The 26,342-nt window shown below is 67.7% G+C and carries 24 protein-coding genes, 1 tRNA gene and 2 pseudogenes; 11 read left to right on the top strand and 16 right to left on the bottom strand.

Annotated features, from left to right (window positions below; all coding sequences use genetic code 11):
* Nucleotides 1-2: 2 nt before the first annotated feature.
* The 6 genes and pseudogenes from D7316_RS19870 to D7316_RS19845 form a co-directional block, all read right to left on the bottom strand.
* Nucleotides 3-1,118 (bottom strand): flotillin family protein, encoded by a 1,116-nt coding sequence (locus tag D7316_RS19870; protein ID WP_124709790.1) that lies wholly within the window; start codon nt 1,116-1,118, stop codon nt 3-5.
* Nucleotides 1,119-1,285: 167 nt separating this feature from the next.
* Nucleotides 1,286-1,489 (bottom strand): hypothetical protein, encoded by a 204-nt coding sequence (locus D7316_RS19865; protein WP_124709789.1) that lies wholly within the window; start codon nt 1,487-1,489, stop codon nt 1,286-1,288.
* Between the two features lie 95 nt (nt 1,490-1,584).
* The gene (locus D7316_RS19860; protein ID WP_232017207.1) at nt 1,585-2,814 is read right to left on the bottom strand and encodes an MFS transporter; all 1,230 of its coding nucleotides are present in this window, start codon (nt 2,812-2,814) and stop codon (nt 1,585-1,587) included.
* A 93-nt stretch (nt 2,815-2,907) separates the two neighbouring features.
* Nucleotides 2,908-3,664 (bottom strand): annotated as a pseudogene (locus tag D7316_RS19855) (sulfite exporter TauE/SafE family protein).
* Nucleotides 3,665-3,684: 20 nt separating this feature from the next.
* A complete protein-coding gene (locus D7316_RS19850) occupies nt 3,685-4,158 on the bottom strand; it encodes a RidA family protein (protein ID WP_124709788.1) in 474 nt (157 codons plus the stop codon).
* A 4-nt stretch (nt 4,159-4,162) separates the two neighbouring features.
* Nucleotides 4,163-4,327, bottom strand: coding sequence for a DUF4177 domain-containing protein (locus D7316_RS19845; RefSeq protein ID WP_007619014.1), 165 nt, complete (start codon nt 4,325-4,327; stop codon nt 4,163-4,165).
* A gap of 43 nt (nt 4,328-4,370) precedes the next feature.
* Between D7316_RS19845 and D7316_RS19840 the strand changes: the two genes are divergently transcribed.
* A complete protein-coding gene (locus tag D7316_RS19840; RefSeq protein WP_124709787.1) occupies nt 4,371-5,396 on the top strand; it encodes an ArsA family ATPase in 1,026 nt (341 codons plus the stop codon).
* On the top strand, nt 5,396-6,508 hold the full coding sequence (locus D7316_RS19835) for an ArsA family ATPase (RefSeq protein WP_124709786.1): 1,113 nt from the start codon (nt 5,396-5,398) through the stop codon (nt 6,506-6,508). The genes D7316_RS19840 and D7316_RS19835 overlap by 1 nt, the downstream gene beginning before the upstream one ends.
* An 81-nt stretch (nt 6,509-6,589) precedes the next feature.
* Here the strand turns inward: D7316_RS19835 and D7316_RS19830 are convergent, their stop codons facing one another.
* On the bottom strand, nt 6,590-6,904 hold the full coding sequence (locus tag D7316_RS19830) for a WhiB family transcriptional regulator (protein ID WP_124709785.1): 315 nt from the start codon (nt 6,902-6,904) through the stop codon (nt 6,590-6,592).
* Nucleotides 6,905-7,245: 341 nt separating this feature from the next.
* Here D7316_RS19830 and D7316_RS19825 point away from each other — a divergent pair, with 341 nt between their 5' ends.
* From D7316_RS19825 to D7316_RS19810, 4 genes are all read left to right on the top strand, one after another.
* Complete coding sequence (locus D7316_RS19825) at nt 7,246-9,690, top strand: penicillin-binding protein (RefSeq protein ID WP_124711454.1); 2,445 nt, start codon at nt 7,246-7,248, stop codon at nt 9,688-9,690.
* Nucleotides 9,691-9,755: 65 nt separating this feature from the next.
* Nucleotides 9,756-10,748, top strand: coding sequence for a metallophosphoesterase (locus D7316_RS19820; RefSeq protein ID WP_124709784.1), 993 nt, complete (start codon nt 9,756-9,758; stop codon nt 10,746-10,748).
* A 33-nt stretch (nt 10,749-10,781) separates the two neighbouring features.
* Nucleotides 10,782-11,459 carry a haloacid dehalogenase type II gene (locus tag D7316_RS19815; RefSeq protein WP_232016990.1) on the top strand — a complete coding sequence of 226 codons (678 nt, stop codon included), beginning with the start codon at nt 10,782-10,784 and terminating at the stop codon, nt 11,457-11,459.
* Nucleotides 11,460-11,602: 143 nt separating this feature from the next.
* Nucleotides 11,603-12,004, top strand: coding sequence for a DUF7144 family membrane protein (locus D7316_RS19810; RefSeq protein WP_124709782.1), 402 nt, complete (start codon nt 11,603-11,605; stop codon nt 12,002-12,004).
* Nucleotides 12,005-12,037: 33 nt separating this feature from the next.
* On the opposite strand, the gene D7316_RS19805 is transcribed toward D7316_RS19810, so the two are convergent.
* The 5 genes and pseudogenes from D7316_RS19805 to D7316_RS19785 form a co-directional block, all read right to left on the bottom strand.
* Nucleotides 12,038-12,802 carry a crotonase/enoyl-CoA hydratase family protein gene (locus D7316_RS19805; protein WP_124709781.1) on the bottom strand — a complete coding sequence of 255 codons (765 nt, stop codon included), beginning with the start codon at nt 12,800-12,802 and terminating at the stop codon, nt 12,038-12,040.
* A complete protein-coding gene (locus D7316_RS19800) occupies nt 12,799-13,803 on the bottom strand; it encodes a crotonase/enoyl-CoA hydratase family protein (RefSeq protein WP_124709780.1) in 1,005 nt (334 codons plus the stop codon). The genes D7316_RS19805 and D7316_RS19800 overlap by 4 nt, the downstream gene beginning before the upstream one ends.
* Nucleotides 13,804-13,810: 7 nt before the next feature.
* Nucleotides 13,811-15,465 (bottom strand): annotated as a pseudogene (locus tag D7316_RS19795) (acyl-CoA dehydrogenase family protein).
* 56 nt (nt 15,466-15,521) lie between these two features.
* The gene (locus tag D7316_RS19790) at nt 15,522-16,298 is read right to left on the bottom strand and encodes a PaaX domain-containing protein, C- domain protein (protein WP_124709779.1); all 777 of its coding nucleotides are present in this window, start codon (nt 16,296-16,298) and stop codon (nt 15,522-15,524) included.
* A gap of 9 nt (nt 16,299-16,307) precedes the next feature.
* Nucleotides 16,308-17,282, bottom strand: a complete 975-nt coding sequence (locus tag D7316_RS19785) for an AraC family transcriptional regulator (RefSeq protein ID WP_124709778.1) — start codon at nt 17,280-17,282, stop codon at nt 16,308-16,310.
* A 182-nt stretch (nt 17,283-17,464) separates the two neighbouring features.
* Between D7316_RS19785 and D7316_RS19780 the strand changes: the two genes are divergently transcribed.
* Both D7316_RS19780 and D7316_RS19775 read left to right on the top strand, forming a co-directional pair.
* Nucleotides 17,465-18,676 carry a cytochrome P450 gene (locus D7316_RS19780; protein WP_124709777.1) on the top strand — a complete coding sequence of 404 codons (1,212 nt, stop codon included), beginning with the start codon at nt 17,465-17,467 and terminating at the stop codon, nt 18,674-18,676.
* A 2-nt stretch (nt 18,677-18,678) separates the two neighbouring features.
* Nucleotides 18,679-19,722, top strand: coding sequence for a 2Fe-2S iron-sulfur cluster-binding protein (locus D7316_RS19775; protein ID WP_124709776.1), 1,044 nt, complete (start codon nt 18,679-18,681; stop codon nt 19,720-19,722).
* Nucleotides 19,723-19,768: 46 nt separating this feature from the next.
* Here D7316_RS19775 and D7316_RS19770 read toward each other — a convergent pair whose 3' ends face one another.
* Entirely contained in the window at nt 19,769-20,026 is a 258-nt protein-coding gene (locus D7316_RS19770; RefSeq protein ID WP_124709775.1) for a hypothetical protein, read from the bottom strand.
* Nucleotides 20,027-20,171: 145 nt separating this feature from the next.
* A tRNA-Pro gene (locus D7316_RS19765) sits at nt 20,172-20,245 on the bottom strand.
* Nucleotides 20,246-20,460: 215 nt separating this feature from the next.
* Here D7316_RS19765 and D7316_RS19760 point away from each other — a divergent pair.
* Nucleotides 20,461-20,877 (top strand): DUF7144 family membrane protein, encoded by a 417-nt coding sequence (locus D7316_RS19760; RefSeq protein ID WP_124709774.1) that lies wholly within the window; start codon nt 20,461-20,463, stop codon nt 20,875-20,877.
* 171 nt (nt 20,878-21,048) lie between these two features.
* On the top strand, nt 21,049-21,675 hold the full coding sequence (locus tag D7316_RS19755; RefSeq protein ID WP_124709773.1) for a lipocalin family protein: 627 nt from the start codon (nt 21,049-21,051) through the stop codon (nt 21,673-21,675).
* Nucleotides 21,676-21,688: 13 nt separating this feature from the next.
* Here D7316_RS19755 and D7316_RS19750 read toward each other — a convergent pair whose 3' ends face one another.
* Nucleotides 21,689-23,518, bottom strand: a complete 1,830-nt coding sequence (locus D7316_RS19750; RefSeq protein ID WP_124709772.1) for an HNH endonuclease signature motif containing protein — start codon at nt 23,516-23,518, stop codon at nt 21,689-21,691.
* A gap of 405 nt (nt 23,519-23,923) precedes the next feature.
* Here D7316_RS19750 and D7316_RS19745 point away from each other — a divergent pair, with 405 nt between their 5' ends.
* Nucleotides 23,924-24,970, top strand: coding sequence for an acyl-CoA dehydrogenase family protein (locus tag D7316_RS19745; protein ID WP_124709771.1), 1,047 nt, complete (start codon nt 23,924-23,926; stop codon nt 24,968-24,970).
* Here D7316_RS19745 and D7316_RS19740 read toward each other — a convergent pair.
* Nucleotides 24,957-26,321: a dipeptidase gene (locus tag D7316_RS19740; RefSeq protein WP_124709770.1), complete on the bottom strand. Its 1,365-nt coding sequence runs from the start codon at nt 26,319-26,321 to the stop codon at nt 24,957-24,959. The genes D7316_RS19745 and D7316_RS19740 overlap by 14 nt on opposite strands.
* Nucleotides 26,322-26,342: the final 21 nt, after the last annotated feature.

The following is a 26,342-nucleotide window of genomic DNA, read 5'->3' as shown; positions in this document are numbered from 1 at the left end:
CACTACCGACCGATGTCCTCCACGACGTCGTCGACCACCCGCGGCGCGAACTCGGTCTGCAGCGTCTTCAGCAGCGCCGCACCCTGGGTCACCACGCCGGTCATCAACTCGTTGACGCCTTCGGCACCGTTGAACACGGTGAGGTTCGACGACCCGAGACCCTTGGCGACCTCACCGACGAGCGCAGGCAACTGTTCGATGATCTGCTGATCGAGCGCGATGCGGTTGTGCTGCGCGGCGGCCGCGGACTGGATCTCGACGGCCCGCGCATCGGCCTCGGCGATGATCTGGGTTCGGCGTGCCTCGGCCTCGGCCGGCTTGACGACCTCGGAGATCAGCTGCTGCTCCCGGAGGTCGGCCTGCGCCTGCGCCAGCAACGACTGCTCGCGGGTGATCTCCTGGTTCACCCGGGCCTCGGCGAGCGGCCCGGCCTGCGCGGCCTCGGCATTGGCCTTGTCGGTCTCGGACTTGATCTCGGCGCGCTTGATCGCGGTCTCGCGCTCGTAGTCGGCCTGGTTTCGCAACGACTCCTGCTGCGCCTTCGAGGCCTCCTGGTCGGCGCGGGCGCGTTCCACGGCCGCCTCCCGCTGCACCTTCGCGATGTTCGGGGCCGCGAGGGCGTTGATGTAGCCGGAATCCATGTCGTCGATGGACTGGATCTGGAACGAGTCGACCATCAGGCCGATCGACCCCATCTCCCGCTTCGACGCCTCGAGCACCTGGCGGGCGAGGGTGTCGCGCTCGCGGATGATCTGCTCGACCGTCATCGAGCCGACGATCGACCGCAGGTGTCCGGAGAAGACCTGGCCGGTGAGCTGATTCATCTCGCTCTCCTGCTCGGAGATGAAACGCTGACCCGCGTTGACGATCGACATGACGTCGCCGCCGACCTTGTGCGCGATGACCGCACGCACGTTGAGCTGGATGCCCTGCGTGGTCACACAGACCTCGCGAATCTGCGCCTCGTGCAACGCCATCGACAGGAAGCGCACCTTCCGGAAGAAGGGCATCACCCACTTTCCGTGGCCGACCACGACGTCGAACGGCGCGCCCTCCGGGCCTTTCTTGCCCGAGATCAACATCGCCTCGTCGGGTTCGGGAACGTAGTAGCCGAGCATTGGGCCCCTCCTCAGTCGGTGCGCCGCACACGACGATTCGACGATGTGCTGACGCGATCACCTGTTCGACGGGCCATGCTACGGCGCGGTTCCACCCCGTCGTTCGGTCGGACGACAGTGTCTTCGGTCGCACGACACGTCAGTGCCCGGGTGCGGGCGCGTGCCGCTCACCTCGGTAGCGGCACCCAGGGCTCGACGTCGACGATCCGGCCGGTTCGGACACCGATGACCAGGACGGTGGCGTCGACGGCGATCGGCTCGGCCGCGAGGGCGAGGAACCGCTCGCTGCCGCCGGCCAGGGCGAGTTCCACCTCACCGAGGGCGTCGCCGCCGCCGATGGCGAGGGTCACCACACCGGTCGTCCCGATCATGTCCGCCCCCGTCCCAGATGCCCGCCGGCGGTCGCCGTTGTGGCACAACCGTAGACGGGGCCGGCCGCGATCGTCACCTCGACTCCTTCATCCCCTCACCGCGCCCGGTCCACCACGAGGTAGGCCGCGGCGGCCACGCTGACCGCGCCTGCCGCCAGGACCAGAACCGGGTAACCGAACAGGCCGACGACGACACCGGCCGTCGCCCCGGCGATCGCGCCGGCCAGGCTCATCGAGGTATCGCTGATGCCCTGCACGCGGGGTCGCATCGCGACGTCGACACTGTCGGTCAGCATCGTGGAGCCGGCGACGGTCGCGGCCGACCACCCCAGGCCGAGCAGGACGAGCGCGACCACCAGCCCCGCTTGCGACTCGTTCAGCGCGAAGCCGGTGACGCAACCGGCCAGCAGCAGCGCCTGCCCGATCAGCACCGTCGGCACGCGGCCGAGCCGATCGGTCAGGATGCCCATCACCGGCGCGAGCGCATACATCCCCGCGACGTGTGCGCTGATGGAGAGACCGACCACCGTGAGACTCGCCCCGCCGTGTGACATGTGCACCGGCGTCAACGCCATCACCGCCACCATCACCGCGTGCGCGGATACCACCGACACCACCGCGTTGCGCGCGCCGGCGTGGCGTCGGATCGTCTCGAAGCCCTGCGCCAGAGAGGGTTTCGACACCGCGGCCGCCGGCGCACGATCGGCCGCGACGTGCAGCGGATCGGGACGGAGACCGATCCACAGCACGGCTGCCGCGGCGGCGGTGCCCGCGGCGCCGATGATGAACGGTCCGGCCAGTTCGTCGACGTGCAGCAGACTCGCCAGATCCGCGCCGAGCGGCAGGACCGCGGGCCCCGCGACGGCACCCACCATGGTCGTCCACACGACCAGCGAAAGGTCGCGACCGCGGGTCCGCGGTGTCGCGAGATCGGTTGCAGCAAAACGTGATTGCAGACTCACCGCAGTGCCCGAGCCGATGCCGGCCATACCCAGCAGGAGCAGCGGGAACCATCCGAGGTCCACCGCCGACGCCACCACCGCGGCACCGGCGGTCGCGATCAGGAAACCGGTGGCCAGTGCGGGACGTCGGCCGGACCGTTGGGCCAGCGCCGCCAGCGGCAGTCCGGCCGCCGCCGCGCCGAGGGTGAGGACCGTGGTGGGCAAGCCGGCCAGCGACTCCGCCCCGGAGAGTTGTTCGCCGAGAATCGCACCGAGGGCCAGCGACGAGCCCATCGCCAGTCCGCCCAACACCTGCGCGAAACAGAGCAGCGCGACGGTCCGACGCTGCACCCGGCGCCGGAAGCCGTCGTCGGACGTGGACAGGACGGTATCGCTCGGTCCGGGACTCGGTCGATTGCTCACCCAGTCAGTGTTGCGCCACAGTCCGCCCGGCACCAGTCCCGACGTCGCCGCCGATCACCCGGACACCAGGTCGTAGCCCAACTTCCCGACCATCACCACCACGACGACCAGCAGCACCCACCGGACGAAACCACTACCCCGTCCGATGGCCATGTGCGCGCCGAGTTGGGCGCCCGCCACGTTGGCGACCGCGAGACCGATCCCCAACAGCCACAAGATGTTTCCCTGCCAGGCGAAAACCGCGAGCGCGCCGAGGTTGGTACCGGTGTTGATCACCTTGGCCATCGCCGAACTCTCCAGGAATCCGGTGCCGACCAGCGCGGTCAGACTGATGATGAGGAAGGTGCCCGTACCCGGACCCATCACGCCGTCGTAGAAGGCGATCACCACCCCGGCCACCACAAGCCCGAGGACGATCGACCACCGTGGCCGGGAAACCGCTGCGCCCGAACCGAATCCGGTTCAACGCGACGAACAGACCCACCGCGACCAGCAGACACAGCACGATGGGGGTGAACACGCCGGCCGGCAGTCGACTCGCGACGTATGCGCCGAGGCCGGAGAACAGCACCGCACTGATGAACACCGGAACCAGCCGCCGGAAGTCGACCGTCAGCCGGCGCGCATAGGCGACGGCCGCCGACGCGGTGCCGAAGACCGCGGCGAGCTTGTTGGTGCCGAGTGCGGTCGCCGGCGCCAGTCCCGGAAATGCGATCAGCAGCGCGGGGATGAGGACGAGTCCGCCGCCGCCGACCACCGCGTCGACCCATCCCGCCGCGGCGGCCGCCGCGATGAGGAGGGCGACGTCCACTAGCGGTCAGGCGACATCGGTCAGGCGACCTCGACGATCAGTTCGACCTCGACCGGAGCCCCCAGCGGCAGTTCGGCGACGCCGACCGCGGAACGTGCGTGGACGCCCGCGTCGCCGAAGATCTCGCCGAGCAGATCGGATGCCCCGTTGATGACGGCGGGTTGTCCGGTGAACCCGTGCGCGGACGCGACGAACCCGACCACCTTGACGACACGGACCACCGAGTCGATCCCGACGAGCGCGTCGACGGCGGCCAGTGCGTTCAGTGCGCATGTGCGGGCGGCGGCGTTCGCCTGATCCGGGTCCACCACGCCCTCGGCACCCTCGTGCACCTTGCCGGTGACGTCGAGCTTCCCGTTCACGATGGGCAACTGGCCGGCGGTGTACACGAGATTCCCGGTTCGCACGGCCGGGACGTAACTGGCGACCGGGGCGACCACGGCCGGGAGCGCGATGCCCAGCTCGTCGAGTCGTTGCGACCACGTCGTTGCCATCGCGTCAGCCCTTCGGTCGTTTCAGGTACGCGACGTGCTGCTCACCGGTCGGACCAGGCAGAACACTCACCAGCTCCCAGCCGTCGGAACCCCACTGATCGAGAATCTGCTTGGTTGCGTGTGTCAGCAGCGGTACCGTCACGTACTCCCACGCGGTCACTTCACTCATGGACCCACCCTAACCGGTACCACCTTGTCGATATGGTGATGCGGTGGGGAACGAGACACCGCTCGATAACACCGGGCACGCCAACGAATGGCCCGATGCTGCGGGACGTGCCCGCCTGCACTTCGTCTCCGGCAAGGGCGGCACCGGCAAGACGACCATCGCCGCCGCGCTCGCGCTGGCGCTGGCCGCCGACGGCAAGAAGGTGCTGCTCGTCGAATGTGAAGGCCGCCAGGGCATCGCACAGCTCTTCGACATCCCGCCCCTGCCTCCGACCGACACGAAGATCGCCACCGCGTCGGGTGGCGGCGAGGTGTCGGCACTGGCCCTCGACATCGAGCACGCCCTGCTCGAGTACCTGGACATGTTCTACAACCTCGGCTTCGCCGGCCGGGCGATGAAGCGCATCGGCGCGATCGACTTCGTCACGACGGTCGCCCCGGGTCTGCGCGACGTCCTGATCACCGGGAAGATCAAGGAACGGATCATCCATACCGACAAGCAGGGCCGGCGGGTCTACGACGCCGTCGTGGTCGACGCCCCGCCGACCGGGCGGATCGGCAGCTTCCTCGACGTCACCAAGGCGATGGCCGATCTCGCCAAGACCGGCCCGATCCGCAACCAGAGCGACGGCGTCGTCAAGCTGCTGCACTCCCCCGACACGGTGATCCATCTGGTGACGCTGCTGGAGGCGATGCCGATCCAGGAGACGGTCGAGGCCGTCGACGAGCTGCGCGCCAAGAACCTCACCATCGGCACCCTCATCATCAACCGGGTCAACCCGACCCATCTGCCCGCCGATTCCATCGACGACATCGCGGAGGGCGTCGTCGACGCTCCACGAGTCCTCGAGAACCTGACCGCGGCGGGACTGACCGTGTCCGAGGAGGATCTGGCCGGCCTGCTCACCGAGACCATCGAGCACGCGACCCGTCTGCAGGCGCAGCAGGTGGCCAAGGCCCAGCTCGACGACGTCGAACTCCCGACGCTGGAGCTGCCGGCCCTCGGTGACGGCATCGACCTCGGATCGATCTACGAGCTGGCGAACCTCCTCCAGAAAGCGGGTGCGTGATGCCCCTCGATCTCAAGATGGGCTCGGTGCTCACGGATCCCGCCACACGTGTGATCATCTGCTGCGGTGCGGGCGGCGTCGGCAAGACCACCACCGCCGCGGCCATGGCGATCTATGCGGCCGAGCACGGTCGGACCGTCGCGGTGCTGACCATCGACCCCGCACGCAGGCTCGCCCAATCGCTGGGGATGTCGGAACTCACCAATGACCCGCAGCCGGTGGATCTGGGGAGCGGGAGCGATGTCGCAGGCGCGGGCTCGCTCGACGCGATGATGCTCGACATGCGGCGCACCTTCGACGAGATGGTGATCGAGTACTCGACGCCCGAACGCGCGGCCGCGATCATGGAGAACTCCTTCTATCAGACGATGGCGTCGTCGTTCTCCGGCACGCAGGAGTACATGGCGATGGAGAAGCTCGGCAAGCTGCTCGAGCAGGATCGCTGGGATCTGATCGTCGTGGACACGCCGCCGTCGCGCAACGCCCTCGACTTCCTCGACGCCCCACAGCGTCTCGGGTCGTTCCTGTCCGGCCGGTTGATGAAGGTGCTCGTCGGCGGCGGTCGTGGCGTGGGCCGGATGGTCACCGGCGCGATGAGCCTCGCGATGCGCGGCGTGTCGACCATCATCGGCGGCGACATGCTGCGTGACGTCGCGATGTTCGTGCAGTCGCTGGACTCGATGTTCGGCGGTTTCCAGGACCGCGCACTCAAGACCTACGAGCTGCTCAAGCAGCCGGGTACCCGGTTCGCCGTCGTCGCGGCGGCCGAGCCGGACGCGCTACGTGAGGCCGCGTTCTTCGTCGACCGGCTCTCCGAGGAATCCATGCCGCTGGCCGGACTGATCCTCAACCGCACGCATCCGAATCTGACGACGATCTCCGAGTCGTCGGCGCGGGCGGCGCTCGAGAGCGTCGACGACGAACTCACGCGCGGCGTCCTGGAGATCCACGCCGACCGGGCCACCACCGGAAAACGGGAACTGCACCTCCTGCAGCGGTTCACCGCGGCCCATCCGGCGGTGCCGATCGTCGGGGTCCCGTCGCTGCCGTTCGAGGTCGCCGACGCGGTGGCCCTGCGCGCGGTCGCCGAGCAGATCACCAGCCGGGGCTGAGACCCCGGACAGCACGATGGCCGACCCCCTCGGGTCGGCCATCCTGTCTCGTACGCGTGTCGCCCGTGTCCTGTCGGGCACTCACACAGCGTCGGCGCGCTGCCGTCGTCGCTGGGCGTCGAAGAACTGCGCCCACGACGTGACCTCCGGATGCTGCCGGAGAAGTGCTCGCCGCTGCCGCTCGGTCATGCCGCCCCAGACCCCGAACTCCACCCGGTTGTCGAGGGCATCGGCACCACATTCGAGCTGCACCGGGCAGTGCCGGCAGATCGTCGCGGCCTTCCGCTGCGCCGCTCCTCGAACGAACAGGTCGTCGGGGTTTCCTCCCCGGCATCGCGCTTGTGACACCCACATCAACCGAGCGTCATCTCCGGTGGAAACTGCCGCAATCGCCATCCGCCGACCCCAATCTGTCGTTGTGTCGCGCCGGTCGTGTGCTCCCACATCGCCCGACGTTCTTGACCGTGAATGCCCCACCCGATCACCCATTCATGCTGGTCACGCGTCCCACCTGCTCGGGGCGGTTCACATTCCCTGCGGATTGTTAGGTGAGTCACATTCTGCACTCAATTTAAGGATCTGTGCATGGGAGCGCAACCCCTGGAGCCAAGAAAATGGCACCATCGTGCAAACAAATGCGATCTGCGCAGGTCAGCCCACCGAGATGGGATCGCGACCCCCCGCAGGTCACGGTCGGACGATGTCCCGCTCATCACACGTATCCTGTGCGTGTGCCGATCTCGAAGAAACTGCTGCCGCTGGGCGGTGCCTGTCTGTTGGCCGGTGTGCTCGTCGCCGGATTGCTGTACCCAGTGGCCAGCGGGTTGGGCGTGGTGTCCAATCGCGCGGCCGCCGCCGTGGAGAACGTGTCGTCGGAGCTGCTGAACGGCACCCTGCCCGAGGTCACCACGATGACCGACTCCGCGGGGACGCCGATCGCGTTGCTCTACGACCAGTACCGGTATCAGGTCGGCTACAACGACATCTCGCCGGACATGATCCGCGCGATCATCTCCATCGAGGACCGCCGGTTCCTGGAACACGACGGCGTCGACTGGAAGGGCACCATCCGCGCCGCGCTGAAGAACTCGTCGTCGGGCGAGGTGCAGCAGGGCGCCTCGACGCTCGACCAGCAGTACATCAAGAACTATCAGCTCCTCGTCCTGGCACGGACCGAGGCAGATCGCCAGGCCGCGATCGAGACCACCCCGGCGCGCAAGCTGCGTGAGGTCCGGATGGCGCTGACGATGGAACAGTCGCTGATCGATCAGGCCAAGCGTGACAAGGGGCTCGACGACGCCGCCGCCAAGCAGGAGGCGAAGAAGCAGATCGTCACGCGCTACCTGAACGTGGTCCCGTACGGCAACAACGCCTACGGCATCGAGGCCGCCGCACAGACCTACTTCGGACGCCACGCCAACGAGCTGGCCGTCGAGCAGGCGGCACTGCTCGCCGGCATGGTCCAGTCGAGTTCGGCGCTGGATCCGTACACCAACCCCGAAGCGGCGATGAAGCGGCGCAACACGGTGATCGACACCATGATCGACAACTTCCCGGACCGTCGGGCGGAACTCGTCGCCGCGAAGGCCAAGCCTCTCGGCGTGGTGCCGAGTCCGCGCACACCGATGCAGGGGTGTATCGCGGCCAACAACAACGGCTTCTTCTGTGACTACGCATTGCAGTTCCTCGCGGAGAACGGCATGTCCCGTGACTCGGTGATGCGTGGCGGCTACATCATCCGCACCACCCTCGATCCCGAGGTGCAGCGCTCCACGGTCCGCGCGGTGCAGACCCAGGCCAGCCCGGACTCCGACGGCGTCGCGGACGTGATGAGTGCCATCCGGCCGGGCAAGAAGTCGCACGACGTGCTGGCGATGGCATCGAGCCGCAACTACGGGCTCAACCTCCGCGCCGGGCAGACCATGCAGCCCCAGCCGTTCTCCATGGTCGGCGACGGCGCGGGCTCGGTCTTCAAGATCTTCACCACCGCCGCAGCCATGGAGAAGGGGCTCGGCGTCTCGTCGAACATCCCCGTACCGGGTTCGGTCGCCGTCTACGGGATGGGTAACAGCGGCGGCACCTACGGATGTCCGGAGAACGCGTACTGCGTGAAGAACGACGGCAAGTATCCGGCGTCGATGTCGGTGACCCAGGCCCTCGCCCAGTCCCCCAACACCGCGTTCGTCAAGCTGCTGCAACAGACCGGGGTGAAGCCGGCCGTCGACATGGCCGTGCGACTGGGGCTGCGGTCCTACACCGTGCCGGGATCGTCGGGCTACGGCGAGAAGAGCATGGCGCAGTACGTGAAGGACGGGAACTTCGGCTCCTTCACCCTCGGTCCCCTGCCGATCAACGGTCTCGAGTTGTCCAATGTGGCGGCGACGATCGCGTCCGGCGGCACCTGGTGTCCGCCCAACCCCATCGCCTCGATCAGCCGGATCAAGCGGGACCAGTACGGCAACCCGGTGATGGGTCCGGACGGGCGGCCGGCGCTGACCGCCGTCCCGTTCAACGCACCCAAGTGCGAGCAGGTCGTGGAAGAGGGATTGGCCAACAGCCTCGCGAACGCGATGAGCCAGGACGACAAGGGCGGCGGCACCTCCGCCGGTGCCGCCGGTTCGGTCGGCTGGACCCTGCCGATGTCGGGTAAGACCGGCACCACCGAGGCTCACCGGTCGTCGGCCTTCGTCGGCTTCACCAACAACATCGCCGGCGCCGCCTACGTCTACAACGACGGCCCCAACCCGACCGGCATCTGCAGCAGCCCGCTGCGGCAGTGCTACGACGGCAACCTCTACGGCGGTATGGAACCGGCCCGCACCTGGTATCAGGCGATCAAGCCGGTGGCCACCAAGTTCGGTCCGGTCCGGCTGCCCCCGACCGACCCGCGCTACATGGCCGGCAGCGACCGTGGACGCATCCCGTCCGTGAGCGGCCTTCCCGCGAGCGCCGCGACGTCCCGCCTGCAGGCGGCCGGGTTCAAGGTGAACCAGCTCGACGTCGACAGCAACCGCCCGCAGGGCACGGTGGTGTTCACCGCACCGTCTGATTCGGCGATGCCGGGCAGCGTGGTGACCATCTACGTCAGCAACGGCCGACGATCCGACGACTCGTCGGGACCCACCGAGACGACGGTGCAGGTGCCCGGGGTGGGGCCGGTGGTGATCCAGCTCCCCGGCTGATCCCGACGCGCGGGGAACGGAAAACCCGTGGGCGTGGCAGCGCATTGTCTGCGTATCCTGAATGAATGGTTGACGTCGACAGCGCAATCGCCCGGGTCATTCCCGGCCTGAACTCGACCGCGGCCCGGGCGGTCGGGGGCCTCGCGGGTCTGGCCGCGGCCGGACTCTTCTATTCGACGGTGATCGAGCGCAACGCGTTCACGTTGCGGCACAGCACGCTCGCGGTGCTGGAGCCGGGTGCGGCGCCGCTGCGGGTGCTGCACATCAGTGACCTGCACATGATGCCGCATCAGCGCCTCAAGCAGGCGTGGGTCTCCGAGCTCGAGTCACTGGAGCCGGACCTGGTCATCAACACCGGCGACAATCTCGCGCACCCGCAGGCGGTGCCCGCGGTCATCCAGTCGCTCGGCGGTCTGCTGTCGCGTCCGGGACTGTTCGTGTTCGGGTCGAACGACTACTTCGGACCGCGCCTGAAGAATCCGTTCCAGTACTTCAAGACCGACCACACCCGCACGTTCGGCGACCCGCTGCCCTGGCAGGATCTGCGTGCCGCCTTCTCCGAGCGCGGCTGGCTCGACGCCACCCACACGGTCCGCGAACTCGAGGTGAGCGGCGTTCGCGTGGTCGCCGCGGGTGTCGACGATCCACACATCGAACGTGATCGCTACGAGACCGTCGCCGGCCGACCGAACCCGCTCGCCCACCTGCGTCTGGGGCTGACCCATTCACCGGAGCCACGCGTTCTGGACCGTTTCGCCGAGGACGGCTACGACCTGGTGATGGCCGGGCACACGCACGGTGGTCAGCTCTGCCTGCCGGTCGTCGGGGCGCTGGTGACCAACTGCGAGATCGACCGCTCGCGCGTCAAGGGCGTGTCCAACTGGGGCTCGACGATGAAGTTGCACGTCAGCGCCGGTCTCGGCACGTCGCCGTTCGCACCGGCACGCTTCTGCTGCCGGCCGGAGGCCAGCCTCCTGACGTTGACACCGGTGTCGCACGGTGACGCGGAGTTCGACGAGGAGCACTCACTGCCGCAGCTGGCATCCGAGATCGGCTGACCGATCGACGACGACCCGCTCGACAACGTCCGGGTGCTCGCGTTCGACACGTTCGGCACGGTCACCGACTGGTTCACCGGCATCTCCGGTGCCGTGGCCGACACCGTTCCCGGGGTCGACGCCGCCGGATTCGCCCGCGAGTGGCGACGGCACTACTCCCCGATCCTGGCGCGCGTGGAGTCCGGAGAACTCCCGTGGACCCGGCTCGACGATCTGCAGACCCGGACCGTGCACGAGGTCGCCGCCCTCCTCGACGTCACGTTGACGACGGACCAGACGAACCGGCTGGTCCGGGCGTGGCGGACGATTCCCGGCTGGCCGGACGCCGCCCCCGGGATCCGCAGGCTCAAGCACCGTTTCACCGTGTGCGCGCTCAGCAACGGAACGGTCGCGCTGCTCAGCGACATGGCCAAGCACAACGGCTTCGACTGGGACGTGATCGGTGGATCCGACCTGTGGCGGCATTACAAGCCGGCTCGCGAAACCTACTGCGGTCTGGCCGATCTCCTCGAGGTACCGCCCCGCCAGGTGATGATGGTGGCCACGCACCAGAACGACCTCGACTCCGCCCGCTCCTTCGGCCTGCGCACGGCATTCATCGAACGACCACACGAGTGGGGCGGCGACCCGAAGGACGACACCGGCTCTCCCGCGAACGACATCCACGCAACCGATCTCGACGATCTGGCGAACCAGCTCGGCTGCCGCTGAGTCGGCGGTGGCCGTCGCGGTCCCGGTCGGCCGGAGGCCGAATCACCCACAACGGAGGATGCCCGCCGTATGTCGGCCGCGCGACGATGCGGTAGAGGTGACGCGAAATCACTCCCGACACCCATCGTCAGAGAAGGGTTGCCATGACCACACAGCACGGAGATCACCGCGTTCAACAGGGTTTCGCCGCTGCCGGGACCATCGGGGCCGGCGCACTGTTGCTCGTCGGCGGTATCCTCGGACTCCTGCAGGGCATCTCGGCCGTCGCGAAGGACGATGTCTTCGTCGCGGGTCCCGAGTACGTCTACAAGTTGAGCCTCACCGGCTGGGGCTGGATTCACATCATCGTCTCGCTGGTGGCCATCGCCATCGCGATCGGATTGTTCACCGGAGCCACCTGGTCCCGGGTGGCCGCGATCATCATCGCGTCGCTGTCGATCATCGTGAACTTCCTGTGGCTGCCCTACTACCCGTGGTGGTCGATCCTGGTGATCGCCATCGACATCGTCATCATCTGGGCAGTATCGACCTGGAAGACCGCCTGAGGCGGCGGCGCACCGGTTCGCCGGCGGCGTGGATCAGGCCCCGTGCCGTCCCGCGCCGTCGGCGAATCGGGTAGCGCCCGTCAGGGTGTCCGCGGCCAGCGACACCATGCCGTGCCGGAGTTCGTTCGCGATCGCGGCGGTCTCGTCGAGGCCTTCCTGTTCGAGTAGGGACAACCGGTCGTGACGTAGGCAGGTCTGGGGCAACCGGGACATCTCGCCCGCCAGCCGGATCGCCGCGGTGAGGGATTCCCCTGATGGCACAACACGATTGGCGAGACCGATGTCGAGCGCCTCGGCCGCATCGACCGCCCGGCCGGTGAGGATGAGATCCATCGCCCGACTCGCACCGATGAGCCGCGGCAGGCGGACGGTCCCGCCGTCGATCAGCGGGACACCCCACCGGCGGCAGAACACGCCGAGGATCGCGTCGTCGTCGACCACCCGGAGATCCGCCCACAGCGCCAGTTCGAGCCCACCGGCCACCGCATGGCCGGAGATCGCCGCGATCACCGGTTTGGACAATCGCATCCGGGTCGGCCCCATCGGCCCATCCCCGTCGTCCGCGACCCGATTCGGGTCGCCGTCGGCGATGGCCTTGAGGTCGGCACCGGCACAAAAGGTTCCGCCCTCGCCGTGGAGCACGGCCACCGATGCCGCGTCGTCGGCGTCGAACCGGCGGAACGCCTCGGCGAGCGCGTCGGCGGTGTGTCGATCGACCGCGTTGCGCACCTGCGGCCGATTGATCCCGATGATCCGGACGGCCCCCTCGGATCTCTCGCTGACCGTGGTGTGAGTCATCCGTCACGCCCCCGTTTCCAGTCACCGAACGGCTCGTCCCGTTCGCGTACCGCCTCGCGAAACCCTTTCTCGGCCGCCCGATTCTGGAATGCGTAGCCCTCGCGCGTATGCCGTGAGATCCCGTCGAACACAGTACTGATCATGCCGGAGTTGGCCACTCCCTGGCTGTGGAGTGCGGAATTGAGCGCGAGCTTCACCATCATCAGCTGGTTGACCGGCATCCGCGCGATCCGCGCGACGAGCTCCTCGGTGCGGGCGTCCAGTTCGTCGGCGGGCACCGACTCGACGGCCAGCCCCCACTCGGCGGCCTGGCGGCCCGTAATGCAATCCCCGGTCAGCAGGAGCCTTTTCGCGCGCTGGTCGCCGAGACGATGCGCCCACATCCCCGCCGCCGGTACACCCCACACCCGTGTCGGTGGATAGCCGATCTTGGTGTCGTCGGCGCAGATGATCTGATCGGCGAACAAGGCGATGTCGGTGCCGCCGGCGATCGCGAAACCGTGGAGTTTGGCGACGGTCGGTTTGTTCGCGTGCATCAGACTGGCGAAACCCCGGTTGAAGCGGCTCATCATCGCGTAGTCGATCATCGGATCCCACACCGCTGCCGGATCGTGGTTGCGCGCTTGGACGATCGGGTCGACGACGGTGCCGTCCGGCGACTCGGTATCATCGTCGGCGGCCGCGCCCTCCGCGAAGATGGAGAGGTCGTAGCCGCCGCAGAATCCCTTCCCCCGGCCGGACAGCAGGATCACATGGACGTGCGGATCGAGGTCGGCGCGTTCGACGGCCGCGGCGAGGTCGATCGGGGTGTCGGCGGTGATCGCGTTGCCCCGTTGCGCCCGGTTGAAGGTGATCCGGGCGATGCGTCCGGTCACCTCGTAGGTCAGGGTCCGATACGTGCGATCTGTCTCGGCGCGGTGGCGTCCGCGGAACAGGCTGCCGTCGCCGTCGGTCTGACTCCGGTACCAGGGCGCTGCGCCGGATTGATCGGTACTGTCCACGGCGAGATCACCCGACCTTCGGCGTGACGCGGTCGACGATGGTCGCGATGTCGAGACCGGCTGGCAGACAGCCGAACACGTCGCCACGTCCAGGTCCCAGGCGGCTGACGGCGAAGGCCTCGGCCACCGCCGGATGACCGAATCGCAGCAGCAGTGAACCCTGCAATACCAGCGCCATGTCGCCGACGATCTGCCGCGCCGCGAACTGGATGTCGGCGGGATCGGAGACGTCGGCGAATCGGCCGCGGAGCGCGGTCACCGCGCGGTCGAGCGCCGGGGACTGACCGCGGACGACCTCGACCTCGTCGAAGAACACCTCCAGGGTCTCCGGCTGTCGGGCGATGGCGCGCAGCACGTCTAGTGCGGCGACGTTCCCGGAGCCCTCCCACACCGACATCAACGGGGCCTCCCGGTACAGCCGCGGCATGCGCGATTCCTCCACATAGCCGTTGCCGCCAAGGCATTCCAGCGACTCGGCCGCATGGATCGGTCCGCGTTTGCACACGTAGTACTTGCTGACCGCGAGCCCGATGCGTCGTATGGCGTCCGCACGGGTATCGCCTGCTACGGCACGGTCGGTCACCTCCGCGAGCCACAGGGCTGCGGCGGTCGACGCCTCGGCCTCGACGGCGAGATCCGCGATCACGTTGCGCATCAACGGTTGATCGATCAGCGCCGCCCCGAATGCGCGGCGATGGGAGGCATGATGCGCCGCGTTCATGACTCCCGTCCGCATCGACGTGGCGGTCCCGAGCGTGCAGTCGAGCCGCGTCAGATTGACCATCTCGACGATGGTCCGCACGCCCCGCCCCTCCTCACCGATCAGCCAACCGACGGTGCCGTCGTACTCCACCTCACTGCTCGCGTTGGACCGGTTGCCGAGTTTGTCCTTGAGTCGTTGGAGCGCAAACGGATTGCGTGTGCCGTCGGGCAGTACCCGCGGAACGAAAAAGCAGGACAGCCCGCCGGGCGCCTGGGCCAGGACCAGGAACACATCCGACATCGGCGCGGAGGTGAACCACTTGTGCCCGGTGATGCGATAGACGCCATCGCCCAACGGTTTCGCTGTGGTGGTGTTGGACCGCACGTCGGATCCGCCCTGCTTCTCGGTCATCGACATGCCGGCCGTGAGGCCCGCCTTCGTCAGCGGCGGACGCAGGCCCGGCTCGTACACGGACGTGGTCAGCAACGGTTCGTAGCGTGCCGCGAGTTCCGGGTTCGCCCGTAGCGCCGGCACCACCGCGTAGGTCATCGAGATCGGGCACAGGTGGCCGGCATCGGTCGGGCCCCACACACTCATCTTCGCCGCCCGCACCAGGTGCGGACTCGGTCCCGAATCCACCCATGGCGCTCCGTGCAGGCCGAATCCGACTGCGCGACGCATGAGTTCGTGATACGCCGGGTCGTAGTCGACCTCGTCGATCCGGTTGCCGTACCTGTCGTGCGTCCGGAGGACCGGCGGATGCGCTTCGGCGCGGTCGGCGAGATCGAGGACCTCCGCGGATCCCGCCTGCCGTCCGATCTCATGCAGGTCGTCGAGTGCAGGTCGTCGAGTGCATGGTCGGCGCGGGCCCGAGCAAGGGCCTCGAGGATGACCGGCTGGTCGGCGAGATCGTGATCCACGAGTGGCGGTACCTGGTTGGTGACCGTGTGCGTTGCCATGACGGGGTCTCCTCGGGTGGGTCCGACGGCGCCGTTCCAGCGCCGCGATACCACTATTACATATTCTGATCGTGAGAATCGAAAGTGTAATGAGACTCCCGACCGAGTACGCGTCCCACATGCTCCGCGAACTCGACCCGAAAACCCTGGTAGCGCTCGCGGATCAGCACGCCCGGCCATGGCCCCGGGCACAGCTCGTCGGGCAACAGCGGATCCCGCATGATGTGCCGAACCACCCGTGCGGCGACCTCGAACCGGTCCCGCAGATCCGCGCCACGATCGAGCGCCGTGACCAGCCGGCGCGCCTCATCTGCCCAGGCCGTCGGCGCGAACAATCTCTCGGCGAGCTCGTCGGCGGGTTCATCCGGTTCTGCGTCGAACATTGTCACCCGCTCCGCCACCGCCGGATCATCCAGTGCCACATCGAGGTTCGCCGGCCGCGTCCACACCCCCTCACGGAGCTCACCGAAGCGCATCCCGGCCAGCGCGGTTCGCGTCGCGTTCCGTATGGCTGCGTCGTCGGACGGCACACTGATCACCGCGAGCCGCCAACGGCCGTTCCATGGACGCACGGCTGGCCGGATCGACTCGTCCTGCCGACGTTGCCGTTCCGACAACCGGTCAGTGAGCCGATAGATGCCGTCGGTACGGTCGAGGTCGCCGCCGGCGACCATCCGGGTCAGGGCCACGCGTACCGCGGACTCACCGATCCCGAGTTCGGTTGCGATGGCGAGGATTCCGGCCGACGACGCCTGCGCGGGATGGGCACCCAGCAGTGTGCTGAGGATGGCCGACCGTGCGGGGAGGCGCTGCGGTCCGGACGTACGGGGCATGGCGCGATGCTATCCCGGCGGCCGCTGCGCGCGATCCGTCACGTGCCCGCGCACGACCTGCGACGGGTTCACCCCGTATCGCCGGCGGTGGGCCGAGGCGAACCGGCTCGGACTGCTGAATCCCCACCGGGCCGCGGCATCGGCGACGGTGACGTCGCCGCTGTCGAGGTCGGCGTGGGCCCGCTCGAGGCGGATGTCGGCGAGCGCCCGGGTGGGTGTGGTTCCCACGTACTCGGCGAACGCCTCCTGCAGTCGGCGCACGCTGGTGCCGCCGACGGCAGCCATCTCCGCCAGCGTCCATGGTCGCCCCGGGTCGTCGTGCAGGGCATCGAGGACCCGTTTCACCATTCCGGGTCGCATCGGCCGCTCCGACTCGACGTCCGCACCGGTGACGGCGAGGAGGAACGCGGTGGTCACCGCACTCGCGAGCTGGGGCCCGACCAGCGGATTGGCCAGCAGGTCGACCGGCTCGCGCGTCTGCGCGGACAGTGCGGTGACCAGACCGAGCCACGATGCGCCCGCATCCGTAGACACGTCGACGCGGTCGGGCAGCGACAGCCGTCGGCGGATGGGCGCGAGATGAATCCGATCGGCCTCCCGTTCGAGATGCTCGGCGTCGAACTTCACGCCCAGGACGTGGCAATCCGCGGTCCAGCGGGTGATGAGCGACGGTGTGTCGGCGGCGAAGATCGTGCCCTGGCCGGGTGTCGAGACGAGTTCGTCGTGACCGCTGCGGGAGTGCAGCCGTCCCGACAGCGGGATGTTGACCTCATAGGCACCCGGGTAGTCGCACGCGATGGACACCGCCGTCCCCCAGGTGAGGCGGCCGATGGTGACCCCGCCGAGCTCGACCGTGCGCAACGACAGGTCGATGTCGTCGCGGCCGTCGAGTGCGGCCAGCTCGTGCGGGAAGTACACATCGGCGACGGCCTGATGTGCTGTCTCCCAATCCCGTGTACCCACGAGCTGCTCGGATGCGGACATGGTCTTTGTGTTCTACCGCATCTCGGCATGGCTATGCGATCCACATCACAGATTGTTCGCGCGATCCGTCTCGCGCCCGCGCAAACGGTATCGATCGGCGCTGCGGCGGCACCTAGCGTCTGTCGGCACCGGGCATCACCGCCCGATCCGACCACCAGTCACCCGACCGAGGAGCACAGCCCGTGACCACCACCGTTTCCTGGCTCGACGACATCACCATGACCCAACTCGAGCGCAATCCGTATCCGATCTACGAGCGCCTGCGCGCCGAGGTCCCCCTCGCCTACGTCCCCGTCCTCGGCTCATATGTGGCCAGCACTGCCGAGATCTGCCGCGAGATCGCCACCAGCGACGACTTCGAGGCCATCATCACCAAGGCCGGTGGGCGCACCTTCGGGCATCCGGCGGTGATCGGTGTCAACGGGCCGATCCACGCCGACCTGCGCTCCATGGTCGACCCGGCGCTGCAACCGCAGGAGGTGGACCGCTGGATCGACGACCTGGTCCGGCCGATCGCCCGGCGCTATCTGGAGACCTTCGAGGACGTCGGCCGCGCCGAACTCGTCGGGCAGTACTGCGAGCCCGTCTCGGTGCGGGCGCTGGGCGACCTGCTCGGGCTGCAGTCGGTGAGCTCCGACAAGCTTCGCGACTGGTTCCACAAGCTGTCCCGATCGTTCACCAACGCCGGCGTCGACGAGGACGGCGAGTTCACCAATCCCGAAGGCTTCGACGAGGGCGACGAGGCGAAGGCGGAGATCCGCGCCATCGTCGATCCGTTGATCGACCGCTGGATCGACCACCCCGACGACAGTGCGATCAGCCACTGGCTGCACGACGGGATGCCCGACGGCAAGACGCGCGAGCGCGACTACATCTACCCCACCCTGTACGTCTACCTACTGGGTGCGATGCAGGAACCCGGACACGCGATGGCGTCGACGCTGGTCGGCTTGTTCACGCGGCCCGACCAGTTGGAGTCCGTCGTCGACGAGGCCGGTCTGATCCCCCGGGCGATCTCCGAGGGCATGCGCTGGACGTCGCCGATCTGGTCGGCGACCGCACGGGTCAGCACCACGGACGTCGAGGTGGCCGGCGTCGCGCTGCCGGCCGGCTCGGTGGTGTTGATGTCGTATGGTTCGGCCAACCATGACCACAGCGTCTACGAGGCCCCGTCGGAGTACGACCTGTCCCGGCCGCCCCTGCCGCACCTCGCGTTCGGTGCCGGCAATCATGCTTGTGCCGGAATCTATTTCGCCAACCATGTCTGCCGGATCGGCCTCGAGGAGCTCTTCGACTCCATCCCGAATCTGGAGCGCGACACCGACAACGACGTCGAGTTCTGGGGCTGGGGTTTCCGCGGCCCGACGTCGCTGCACGTGACCTGGGAGGTGTGAGGATGGTGTCGTACTCGGTCGAGGTATCGGGCTCCGACCCGCGCACCGTCACGTGTGGTGAGGATCAGCGTCTGCTCGACGCCTTCCTGCGCAGTGGCGTCTACCTGCCGAACTCCTGCAATCAGGGCACCTGCGGGACCTGCAAGGTGAAGGTGCTGTCCGGGAGTGTGGATCAGCCGGCGCCGTCGGAGACCGTGGTGTCCGCCGACGATCAGGCGGCCGGTCATGTCCTCGCCTGTCAGTCGACCCCGACGTCGGATGTACGCATCGAGGTCCCGCTGGATGCCGGCACCGGGCCCCGACATGTCCTGCGGGACCTGTGCGGCACTGTGCACGAGATCCGGGAACTCGCCGACGACACCGTCGCGCTCGCCGTGGGTATCGATGAGCCACTGGACTTCTCGGCCGGCCAGTACATCGAGTTCCGGGTGCCCGGCACCGGCGATGTGCGGCAGTATTCGATGGCCAATCCGCCGAGCCGGTCGGACCGCCTGGAGTTCCACATCCGGCGGGTCGCCGGCGGTCGTGCGACCGACGGATGGATCTTCGATTCCCTGCAGCACGGGCATCCGATCGAGATGCGTGGTCCGTGGGGCGATTTCGTCCATGATCGGGACGTCGACGCGCCGATGATCCTGCTGGCGGGTGGGACGGGCCTGGCGCCGTTGAAATCGATAGCGCTGGAAGCACTCTCCGCCGATCCCGAGCGCGAGATCCATCTCTATCACGGCGTCCGGCATAGCCGGGATCTCTACGACGTCGACTTCTGGGAGTCCGTGACGCGGCGCCACTCCGGTGTCCGCTACGTGCCGTGCCTGAGTCGGGAGGACGGAGCGGATCGTCGGGGCTACGTGGGTGACGCCCTGGTCGAGGACTTCGACTCGCTGCGCGGCCACGTCGCCTATCTGTGCGGCCCGCCGGCGATGGTCGATGCGGGCGTGAGGGCCTGCAAACGGCGTCGGATGCCGGGCCGCAACATCCACCGGGAGAAGTACACCCCGGCGGCGGTGACTCGTGAATGGGGAGCCGAGTCGGTTCCCGCGTGAGCCGGCGTGGCGGAGAGAGAGCGAGAGAGGGAACGCCCGACTCGCGCTACTGGCGCACTTCCGCGAGTGACATGAGGACGGTGACCCGGTCCTCGTCGAGTGGATCGTCCGAGCCGTGTTCGACGAGGGTGAGCTGCCCGACGGTCGCGAGGTTGACGACGTAGGTCGTGTGGTCGCCGCCGGTCGTCAGCACCAGCGGTTGCTGCTTCTCGATCACCTCGCGGACGAAGGCGATGACGTCCGGCGCGGGCTCGGTGAAAAGGATCTGGATCTCCAGCTCATCCGATGTGAGAAGCGTTGGCATGTGGCCATCGTCACACATCGCGGGGCGCTGGGCGGACGAGATGGGAAACGAGGAAGCCCTGACCAGGTGAACTGGTCAGGGCCTCATCTACTTCTCAACCACAAGAAGGCTCTGGTCGGACGAGAACCAATTCTCGTCCTCCGAGTCGGGGTGGCGGGATTCGAACCCACGACCTCTTCGTCCCGAACGAAGCGCGCTACCAAGCTGCGCCACACCCCGTGTGCAACCTGCGATAGCTTACCCCCACCGCCCCCACAGGACTAAATCGCCAGGTCAGATGCCGTTCACCGAACTGAAGGCGGATCACCACGAAACCGTTACGCCCAGTACGGGCGATTACCGGGCTCGGGTTGCGTCGGCAACCTAATCTATTTCTGCACAACTTTCCTGCACGATCGTCCAGCTTGGTATCGCCTTTCGAAAGGACACCGCACATGACCTCCCCAGACCATGACGCCAACGTCGGAGCCAAGGAAGGTTTCGCTTTCGGCATCTCCATCGTCGCGGCCGCATTGCTGTTCGTGGCCGGCCTGGTCGCCGTCTTCCAGGGCATCTCGGCTATCGCCAACGACGACCTGTTCGTCGCGGGCCCGAAGTACGTCTACGAGTTCGATCTCACCACCTGGGGCTGGATCCACCTGATCATCGGCGTCCTGGCGATCATCATCGCCGGCGGACTCGCGGTGGGGGCCGACTGGGCCCGCATCTCCGCGATCATCATCGCGTCGATCTCGATCATCGCGCAGTTCCTCTGGCTGCCGTACTACCCGCTGTGGGCCATCTTGATCATCGCGCTCGACCTCGTGGTCATCTGGGCCGTCGCCACCTGGAAGCCGTCGAACATCGCCTGAGCCGGCATCGTCGGCCCGCGATCTCCTGATTCGCACTCCTGATTCGCACCGTCACGGACATCCTCGCCAGGACGTCTGTGACGGTGCGAATCCCGTTTACCCACCCATCCGCGGGGTATTCGGTGCCGAATGGCTCGTCGTCACATACCTCGAGGAACGGAGCCGACCGAGATGTCCAGCACACGCACGATCCGCCCCCTTGTCACCGTGTTCGCCGCTGTTGCGATGGTGTGCGCAGCACTCGTCGGCACCTCGGCGACGGCGTCGGCCGCTCCCCTCATGCCGATCCCCAAACTCGACACCGAGAGGTATCTGGGGTCGTGGTGGCAGCTCGCCGCGGTACCGGCGTTCTTCAACCTGAACTGCGCCAAGGACACGAAGGCCACGTACACCCCGATCGACGCGAAGACCATCGGTGTGGTGAACACCTGCTCCACCTTCGTCGGGCCGAGCAACCGCGTGCAGGGACGCGCGACCGTCGTCGACCCGGTCACCAACGCCCAACTGTCGGTGAAGTTCCCCCAGGTTCCCGCGAGCATCGATCCAGGAAATGCGCCGAATTACATCGTCGCCTGGATCGCCGACGGCAAGACCCCGACAGATCCCTACCGTTTCGCCATCGTCGGCGACCCCACCCGCACCTCGGGTTTCCTGCTGTCGCGCGACAAGGTCGTCAGCACCTCGACGCTGCGAATGCTGCGCGGTGAGATCGAGAAGGTCGGCTTCAACTCGTGCACCTTCCTCGTCTCCCCGACCACCGGCGGACGTACCGACTACTCACCGCTCTGCACCGTGTAGAAGCCGCACCCGGTCACCGTGGGTGGGTGATCACGTCCTGTCCGGTGGTCGGGTTGCGCCAGGTGATGGTGCGGTCGGTGTGCATGGTGGGTAGCCAGATGCCGAGGTGTTTGCGGTGGTGATCGGGTGTGCAGATGGGTGCCAGGTTGGCGTGCACGGTCCAGCCGCCGGCGTGGGGGTCGGCGTGGTGGAACTTGACGAGATGATCCAACTCGCAGTCGTGGGAGGGTCTGCTGCACCACGGGTATCGACACGTCAGATCCGTGTACAGGATCTGTCGGCGTAACCGCTGCGATGGGGCGTAGGTCAGTGCTCCCGGTGGTGGATGCTCGTACCCGCCGTGCCCGGTCGGATCGACCGGCGGCGCCGGTGGGGCCGGTGGGTCGTGGTCGCCGACGATGATCAGTCCGGAAGGGCGGCGGCGCTGCGCGTGGGTGGGTGCGGGGATGAGTGTGGACTTGTGCGCCAGTTTTGTGGCGAGGGCAGGGTCGATCGCCCCGTATCCGCGGAGTCGGGGGACCTCGGTGGTGGTGGGGTCGAGCAGCAGTGTCCAGGCGGGTGGGGATGGTGGTGCCGAATCATCGCTCACCGCAGCGCCTTCGGTAACACGGGAGTCGTCGGCGGATGCAGCATCTACGCTCAGTGCGGCATCGTCGGCTGGACCATCGGTGTCGCCGGCGTCGGATTCCGACGGAGTCTCCTCGGCGCCATAACTGTTCGCGTCGGGCGGCTCTGTCGGGTCGGCGGGAACCTCGGGAGTGTCCGGACGGTTCGGGCCGCTCCTCCCGGTGGGATCGCTGGGATCGCTCGGGCCGGGCGGGTCGGTCGGGTCGTTGGGGCCGTTGGGGCCGTTGGGGGTGGGGTTGTGGGGGCAGTCGGTACGGCCGCAGCCGCAGGTCAGTGTTTTGCCGGGCACGCCGGTAATCTCGGCCAACGCCATCACCCGTTGTTGCCCGATACGGCGCGGATCGCGGCGACACACCCGTGCGGCGATCAACGCGGCGATGCGTTGAGCGAGGTAGACACCGTCTTCGGCGGGCACACACCCATCAATATTCATGTGTCCCGACGAGTCGGCGGTGACGGTCAGGTTTTGCCACGCCTGCCCGAACTCCTCACGCGTTTGTGCGGCACCCTCGGGATCGAGACTGATCACCGCCTCGGCCAACTGATCACGCAACACCGGATCGGTCGTCGGACGCGACCCCAACTCCAACGCCAAATCCTCAAACGTCCACACCGACGACGCGTCATCGGGAGAGGCGTCCTCGGTGACCGGGTCAGCGACGTCGGCATCATCGGGATCGACCGGATCAGCCGGATCGGTGGGGTCGTCGCCGGTGCTCGGATCGACCGGATCATCGTGGTCGACCGGATCATCGTGGTCGAGGGGATCGCTGGGATCGGTGTCGGGGGTGTCGCCTGTGCTCGGGTCGGTGATGATGCCTTCGGGTGCGGCTTGGGCGGCATGGACCATGGTTGCCATTCGGGGGGTGCTGAACTCGCCGGCCAGATATCGCATCCGGATCTTGGGGAGTCGTTGCAGCGCTTCACCCAGGTTGAACCAGGAACCGGCTTTGGTGCGCGATAAGCCCAACGCCAACGAGACCTCCCCGACCGCGGCTTTGTCGGCGGTGCTGCGGGCCCGCATCTGCCCGGTGGCGTTCAGCGATACCAGCATGTCGTCATACACCGACTGCCCCAACCGGTACGCCGCCAGCAGGGCACGGGCTTCGTGTTGGCGGCTGACCCGTAGATGCTCACCCGCAGCCACCGCAGCATCAGCTGCCGACGCGCAGGTGATCGCCGCATCCGCGGCGACAGAATCCGAACAAGAGAACACCAGCACAGGCCTTCACACTCGCGACCGACAGGGACACCCTCATCAACTGCCCGTCATCACACAGCGCACGCCCACACCACAACCAAACTCACCAACAGCATATTCAGCGGGTCCGACAGACACCGAAACCCAAACCCCCACCCCGGGGGATCGGTCCGCGGTGTCGACGCTCTCCGCGTGAACCGAAGACAGTCTGTCACCGGCCACCGACAACAGAGTCCGGTGCGCGGGTGTGGTCTCGATACGCCCACTCGGCTAGCGCCTCGCAAGCTACTCGACCAGCGGGGGAGGCGCCTCGCGACCTACTCGACCAGCGGGGGCGGGTGTGGTCTCGATACGCCCACTCGGCTAGCGCCTCGCGACCTACTCGACCAGCGGGACCGGGACCCGCCGTAGGCTGGGCCCGTGACCACCGATCCGGAGACGCGGCGCACCCGACTGATCGAAGATGCCTATCGGATCGCCGACGATGTGTTGTTCCCGGCCGCGTCCGACGTCGACCGGACCGGCGAGATCCCCTCGTCGCATTGGACCGCCATCGCGGAGGCCGGGCTGTTCGGGATCGCCGCGCCAGAGGAATCCGGCGGTCCCGGACTGGATTTCGCGCACGTCATCGAGATCATGGAGGTGATGGCGAGCGGATGCCTCACCACCGCGTTCACCTGGCTCCAGCATCACGGCGTGGTCATCACACTCACCGGCACCTCGAACGACACACTCCGCGACGAACTCTTCGAGGCGACAGCGGCCGGGCGGCTTCGCGCGGGTGTCGCCTACGCGGGTGTCGTGCCCACCCCGCCACGAATGCGCGCGACCCGCATCCCGGGCGGATGGCGCTTCGACGGCCAGGCGCCGTTCGTGAGTGGTTGGGGCATAGTCGATCTGTTGCAGATCTCCGCACGCGACGTCGACACAGATGACGTACTCGCTGCGGTGATCCCGCTCGCTCCGGCACCCGCAGCGATCACCGTCACGCCGCTGCACCTGAGCGTCGCGGATGGCACCCGGACCGTGGCGCTCGCCGTGGAGAACCTCGTCATCCCGGACGACCGCGTCGTGAGCCGGGTGAGCCTCGACGACTTCTTCGCATCCCAGAACATCGGGGTGCGCATCAACGGCACACTGCCACTGGGCCTGCTCCGTCGCTGCGCCGCCCTGCTCGACATCTCCGGCCACACTCCGGCCGCGCGTGCCCTACGCGAACGCGGCAGCGCGGTGCGCGCTCGGCTCGATTCCGGTGTGACCGACGCGGATACGCTTATCTCGGCTCGCGCCGACGGCGCACAACTCGCCCTCGAGGCCGCGGCCGCACTCATCGCCGCCGACGGCGGCCGCGGCCTGTTGCGCGGCAATCACCCCGAGCGACTGGCCCGTGAAGCCGCCTTCACCCTCGTCGCGGCGAGTCGCCCGCAGCTCAAGGATCTTCTGGTGGAACGCTTCAGCGAGGGGTGAGGCCAGCCCGTCTCGCATACTCCCGCAGGAAGGTCGCCTCGACGATCGCCATGTTCTCGATCTCGGTCGGGTCGACGCTCTCGTTGGGCGCATGGATCAGGCATTGCGGTTCCTCGACGCCGAGCAGCATGATCTCGGCGTCGGGGAAGGTCTCCTGAAAGACGTTGCACAGCGGGATCGAGCCGCCCTGACCCATCAGCAGCACGTCGGTGCCATAAGCGGACTTCATCGCATCGACCATGGTGTCGTAGCCCGGGCCCGACGTCGCGCCGGTGAACGGCGACCCGTCGGCCTCACGCTCGAACGACACCTTCACATCCCACGGCGCAGCCGCGGTGAGGTGCTCGATCAGCGCGTCCTGGGCGTGCCGCGCGTTCATGCCCGGCGGCACCCGCAGGTTGATGCGCGCCCGGGCCTTCGGCACGATCGACGCCGACGACCCGACCACCGGCGGGCAGTCGATGCCCAACACGGTCGCGGCGGGACGCGCCCACACCATGTCCGACACCCGACCGGAACCGAGTAGATCGACGCCGTCGAGCACGTTCGCGTCGGTCCGGAACGCATCGGCCGGATAGTCGACGCCGGGCCACGTGGCCGATGCATCGAGACCGGCGACGGTGGTGTTGCCCTCGTCGTCCCGCAGCGACGCCAGCATCGCGATCAGCGCCGCGAGCGCATCCGGCGCGGCACCACCGAACATGCCGGAATGCATGGCCGACGACAGGGTCTCGACGCTGACGACGACATTGGCGATACCCCGCAGACTCGTTGTCAGACTCGGCTTCCCGACGGCGAAGTTGCCCGAATCGCACACCAGGATCGCGTCGGCGCGCAGCAACTCGGGGTTCTTCGGCACGAAGTCCTCCATGCCGCCGGTGCCCTGTTCCTCGGAACCCTCACCCACGATCTTGATGTTGACCGGGATGTCGCCGTCGAGCGCGCGCAACGCGGCCAGGTGCACGGCGATGTTGCCCTTGCAGTCCGCGGCGCCGCGCCCGTACCACCGGCCGCCGCGTTCGGTGAGCGACCAGACCGGGGAGTCCCATTCGTCCTCGCCGAGAGGTGGCTGGACGTCGTGATGGAAGTACAGCAGCACGGTCGGCGCGTCGTCGGGTCCGGCGAGGCTGCCGGTCACGGCCTTGCTGCCGTCGGCGGTCACATGCGAATCCACCTGCGACAGACCGACCTCGGTGAAGGCCTCCTGCAGCCACTCGACCATCTTGTCGCACTCTTCCGGCGGCGCCTGCTCGGCGTCGTGCACCGAACGAAAGCCCACCATCGCGGTGAGGTCCTCCTGTGCACGCGGCATCAGTCCGCGTACCCGCTCGCGTAGCGCATCGTCAGTCATCAGCATTCCTCGATCCCGTTC

Origin of the sequence: Gordonia insulae (genome assembly GCF_003855095.1) — a bacterium.
GTDB lineage: Bacteria > Actinomycetota > Actinomycetes > Mycobacteriales > Mycobacteriaceae > Gordonia > Gordonia insulae.
The sequence above is the reverse complement of the archived record's forward strand: the minus strand, read 5'-3'. Positions and strand labels throughout refer to the sequence as shown.

Coding starts and splice junctions, on each gene's coding strand:
- D7316_RS19870 (WP_124709790.1), bottom strand. CDS start 1,118: ATGCTCGGCTACTACGTTCCCGAACCCGACGAGGCGATGTTGATCTCG.
- D7316_RS19865 (WP_124709789.1), bottom strand. CDS start 1,489: ATGATCGGGACGACCGGTGTGGTGACCCTCGCCATCGGCGGCGGCGAC.
- D7316_RS19850 (WP_124709788.1), bottom strand. CDS start 4,158: ATGGCAACGACGTGGTCGCAACGACTCGACGAGCTGGGCATCGCGCTC.
- D7316_RS19845 (WP_007619014.1), bottom strand. CDS start 4,327: ATGAGTGAAGTGACCGCGTGGGAGTACGTGACGGTACCGCTGCTGACA.
- D7316_RS19835 (WP_124709786.1), top strand. CDS start 5,396: ATGCCCCTCGATCTCAAGATGGGCTCGGTGCTCACGGATCCCGCCACA.
- D7316_RS19830 (WP_124709785.1), bottom strand. CDS start 6,904: ATGGCGATTGCGGCAGTTTCCACCGGAGATGACGCTCGGTTGATGTGG.
- D7316_RS19820 (WP_124709784.1), top strand. CDS start 9,756: ATGGTTGACGTCGACAGCGCAATCGCCCGGGTCATTCCCGGCCTGAAC.
- D7316_RS19810 (WP_124709782.1), top strand. CDS start 11,603: ATGACCACACAGCACGGAGATCACCGCGTTCAACAGGGTTTCGCCGCT.
- D7316_RS19805 (WP_124709781.1), bottom strand. CDS start 12,802: ATGACTCACACCACGGTCAGCGAGAGATCCGAGGGGGCCGTCCGGATC.
- D7316_RS19790 (WP_124709779.1), bottom strand. CDS start 16,298: ATGCCCCGTACGTCCGGACCGCAGCGCCTCCCCGCACGGTCGGCCATC.
- D7316_RS19785 (WP_124709778.1), bottom strand. CDS start 17,282: ATGTCCGCATCCGAGCAGCTCGTGGGTACACGGGATTGGGAGACAGCA.
- D7316_RS19775 (WP_124709776.1), top strand. CDS start 18,679: ATGGTGTCGTACTCGGTCGAGGTATCGGGCTCCGACCCGCGCACCGTC.
- D7316_RS19770 (WP_124709775.1), bottom strand. CDS start 20,026: ATGCCAACGCTTCTCACATCGGATGAGCTGGAGATCCAGATCCTTTTC.
- D7316_RS19760 (WP_124709774.1), top strand. CDS start 20,461: ATGACCTCCCCAGACCATGACGCCAACGTCGGAGCCAAGGAAGGTTTC.
- D7316_RS19755 (WP_124709773.1), top strand. CDS start 21,049: ATGTCCAGCACACGCACGATCCGCCCCCTTGTCACCGTGTTCGCCGCT.
- D7316_RS19740 (WP_124709770.1), bottom strand. CDS start 26,321: ATGACTGACGATGCGCTACGCGAGCGGGTACGCGGACTGATGCCGCGT.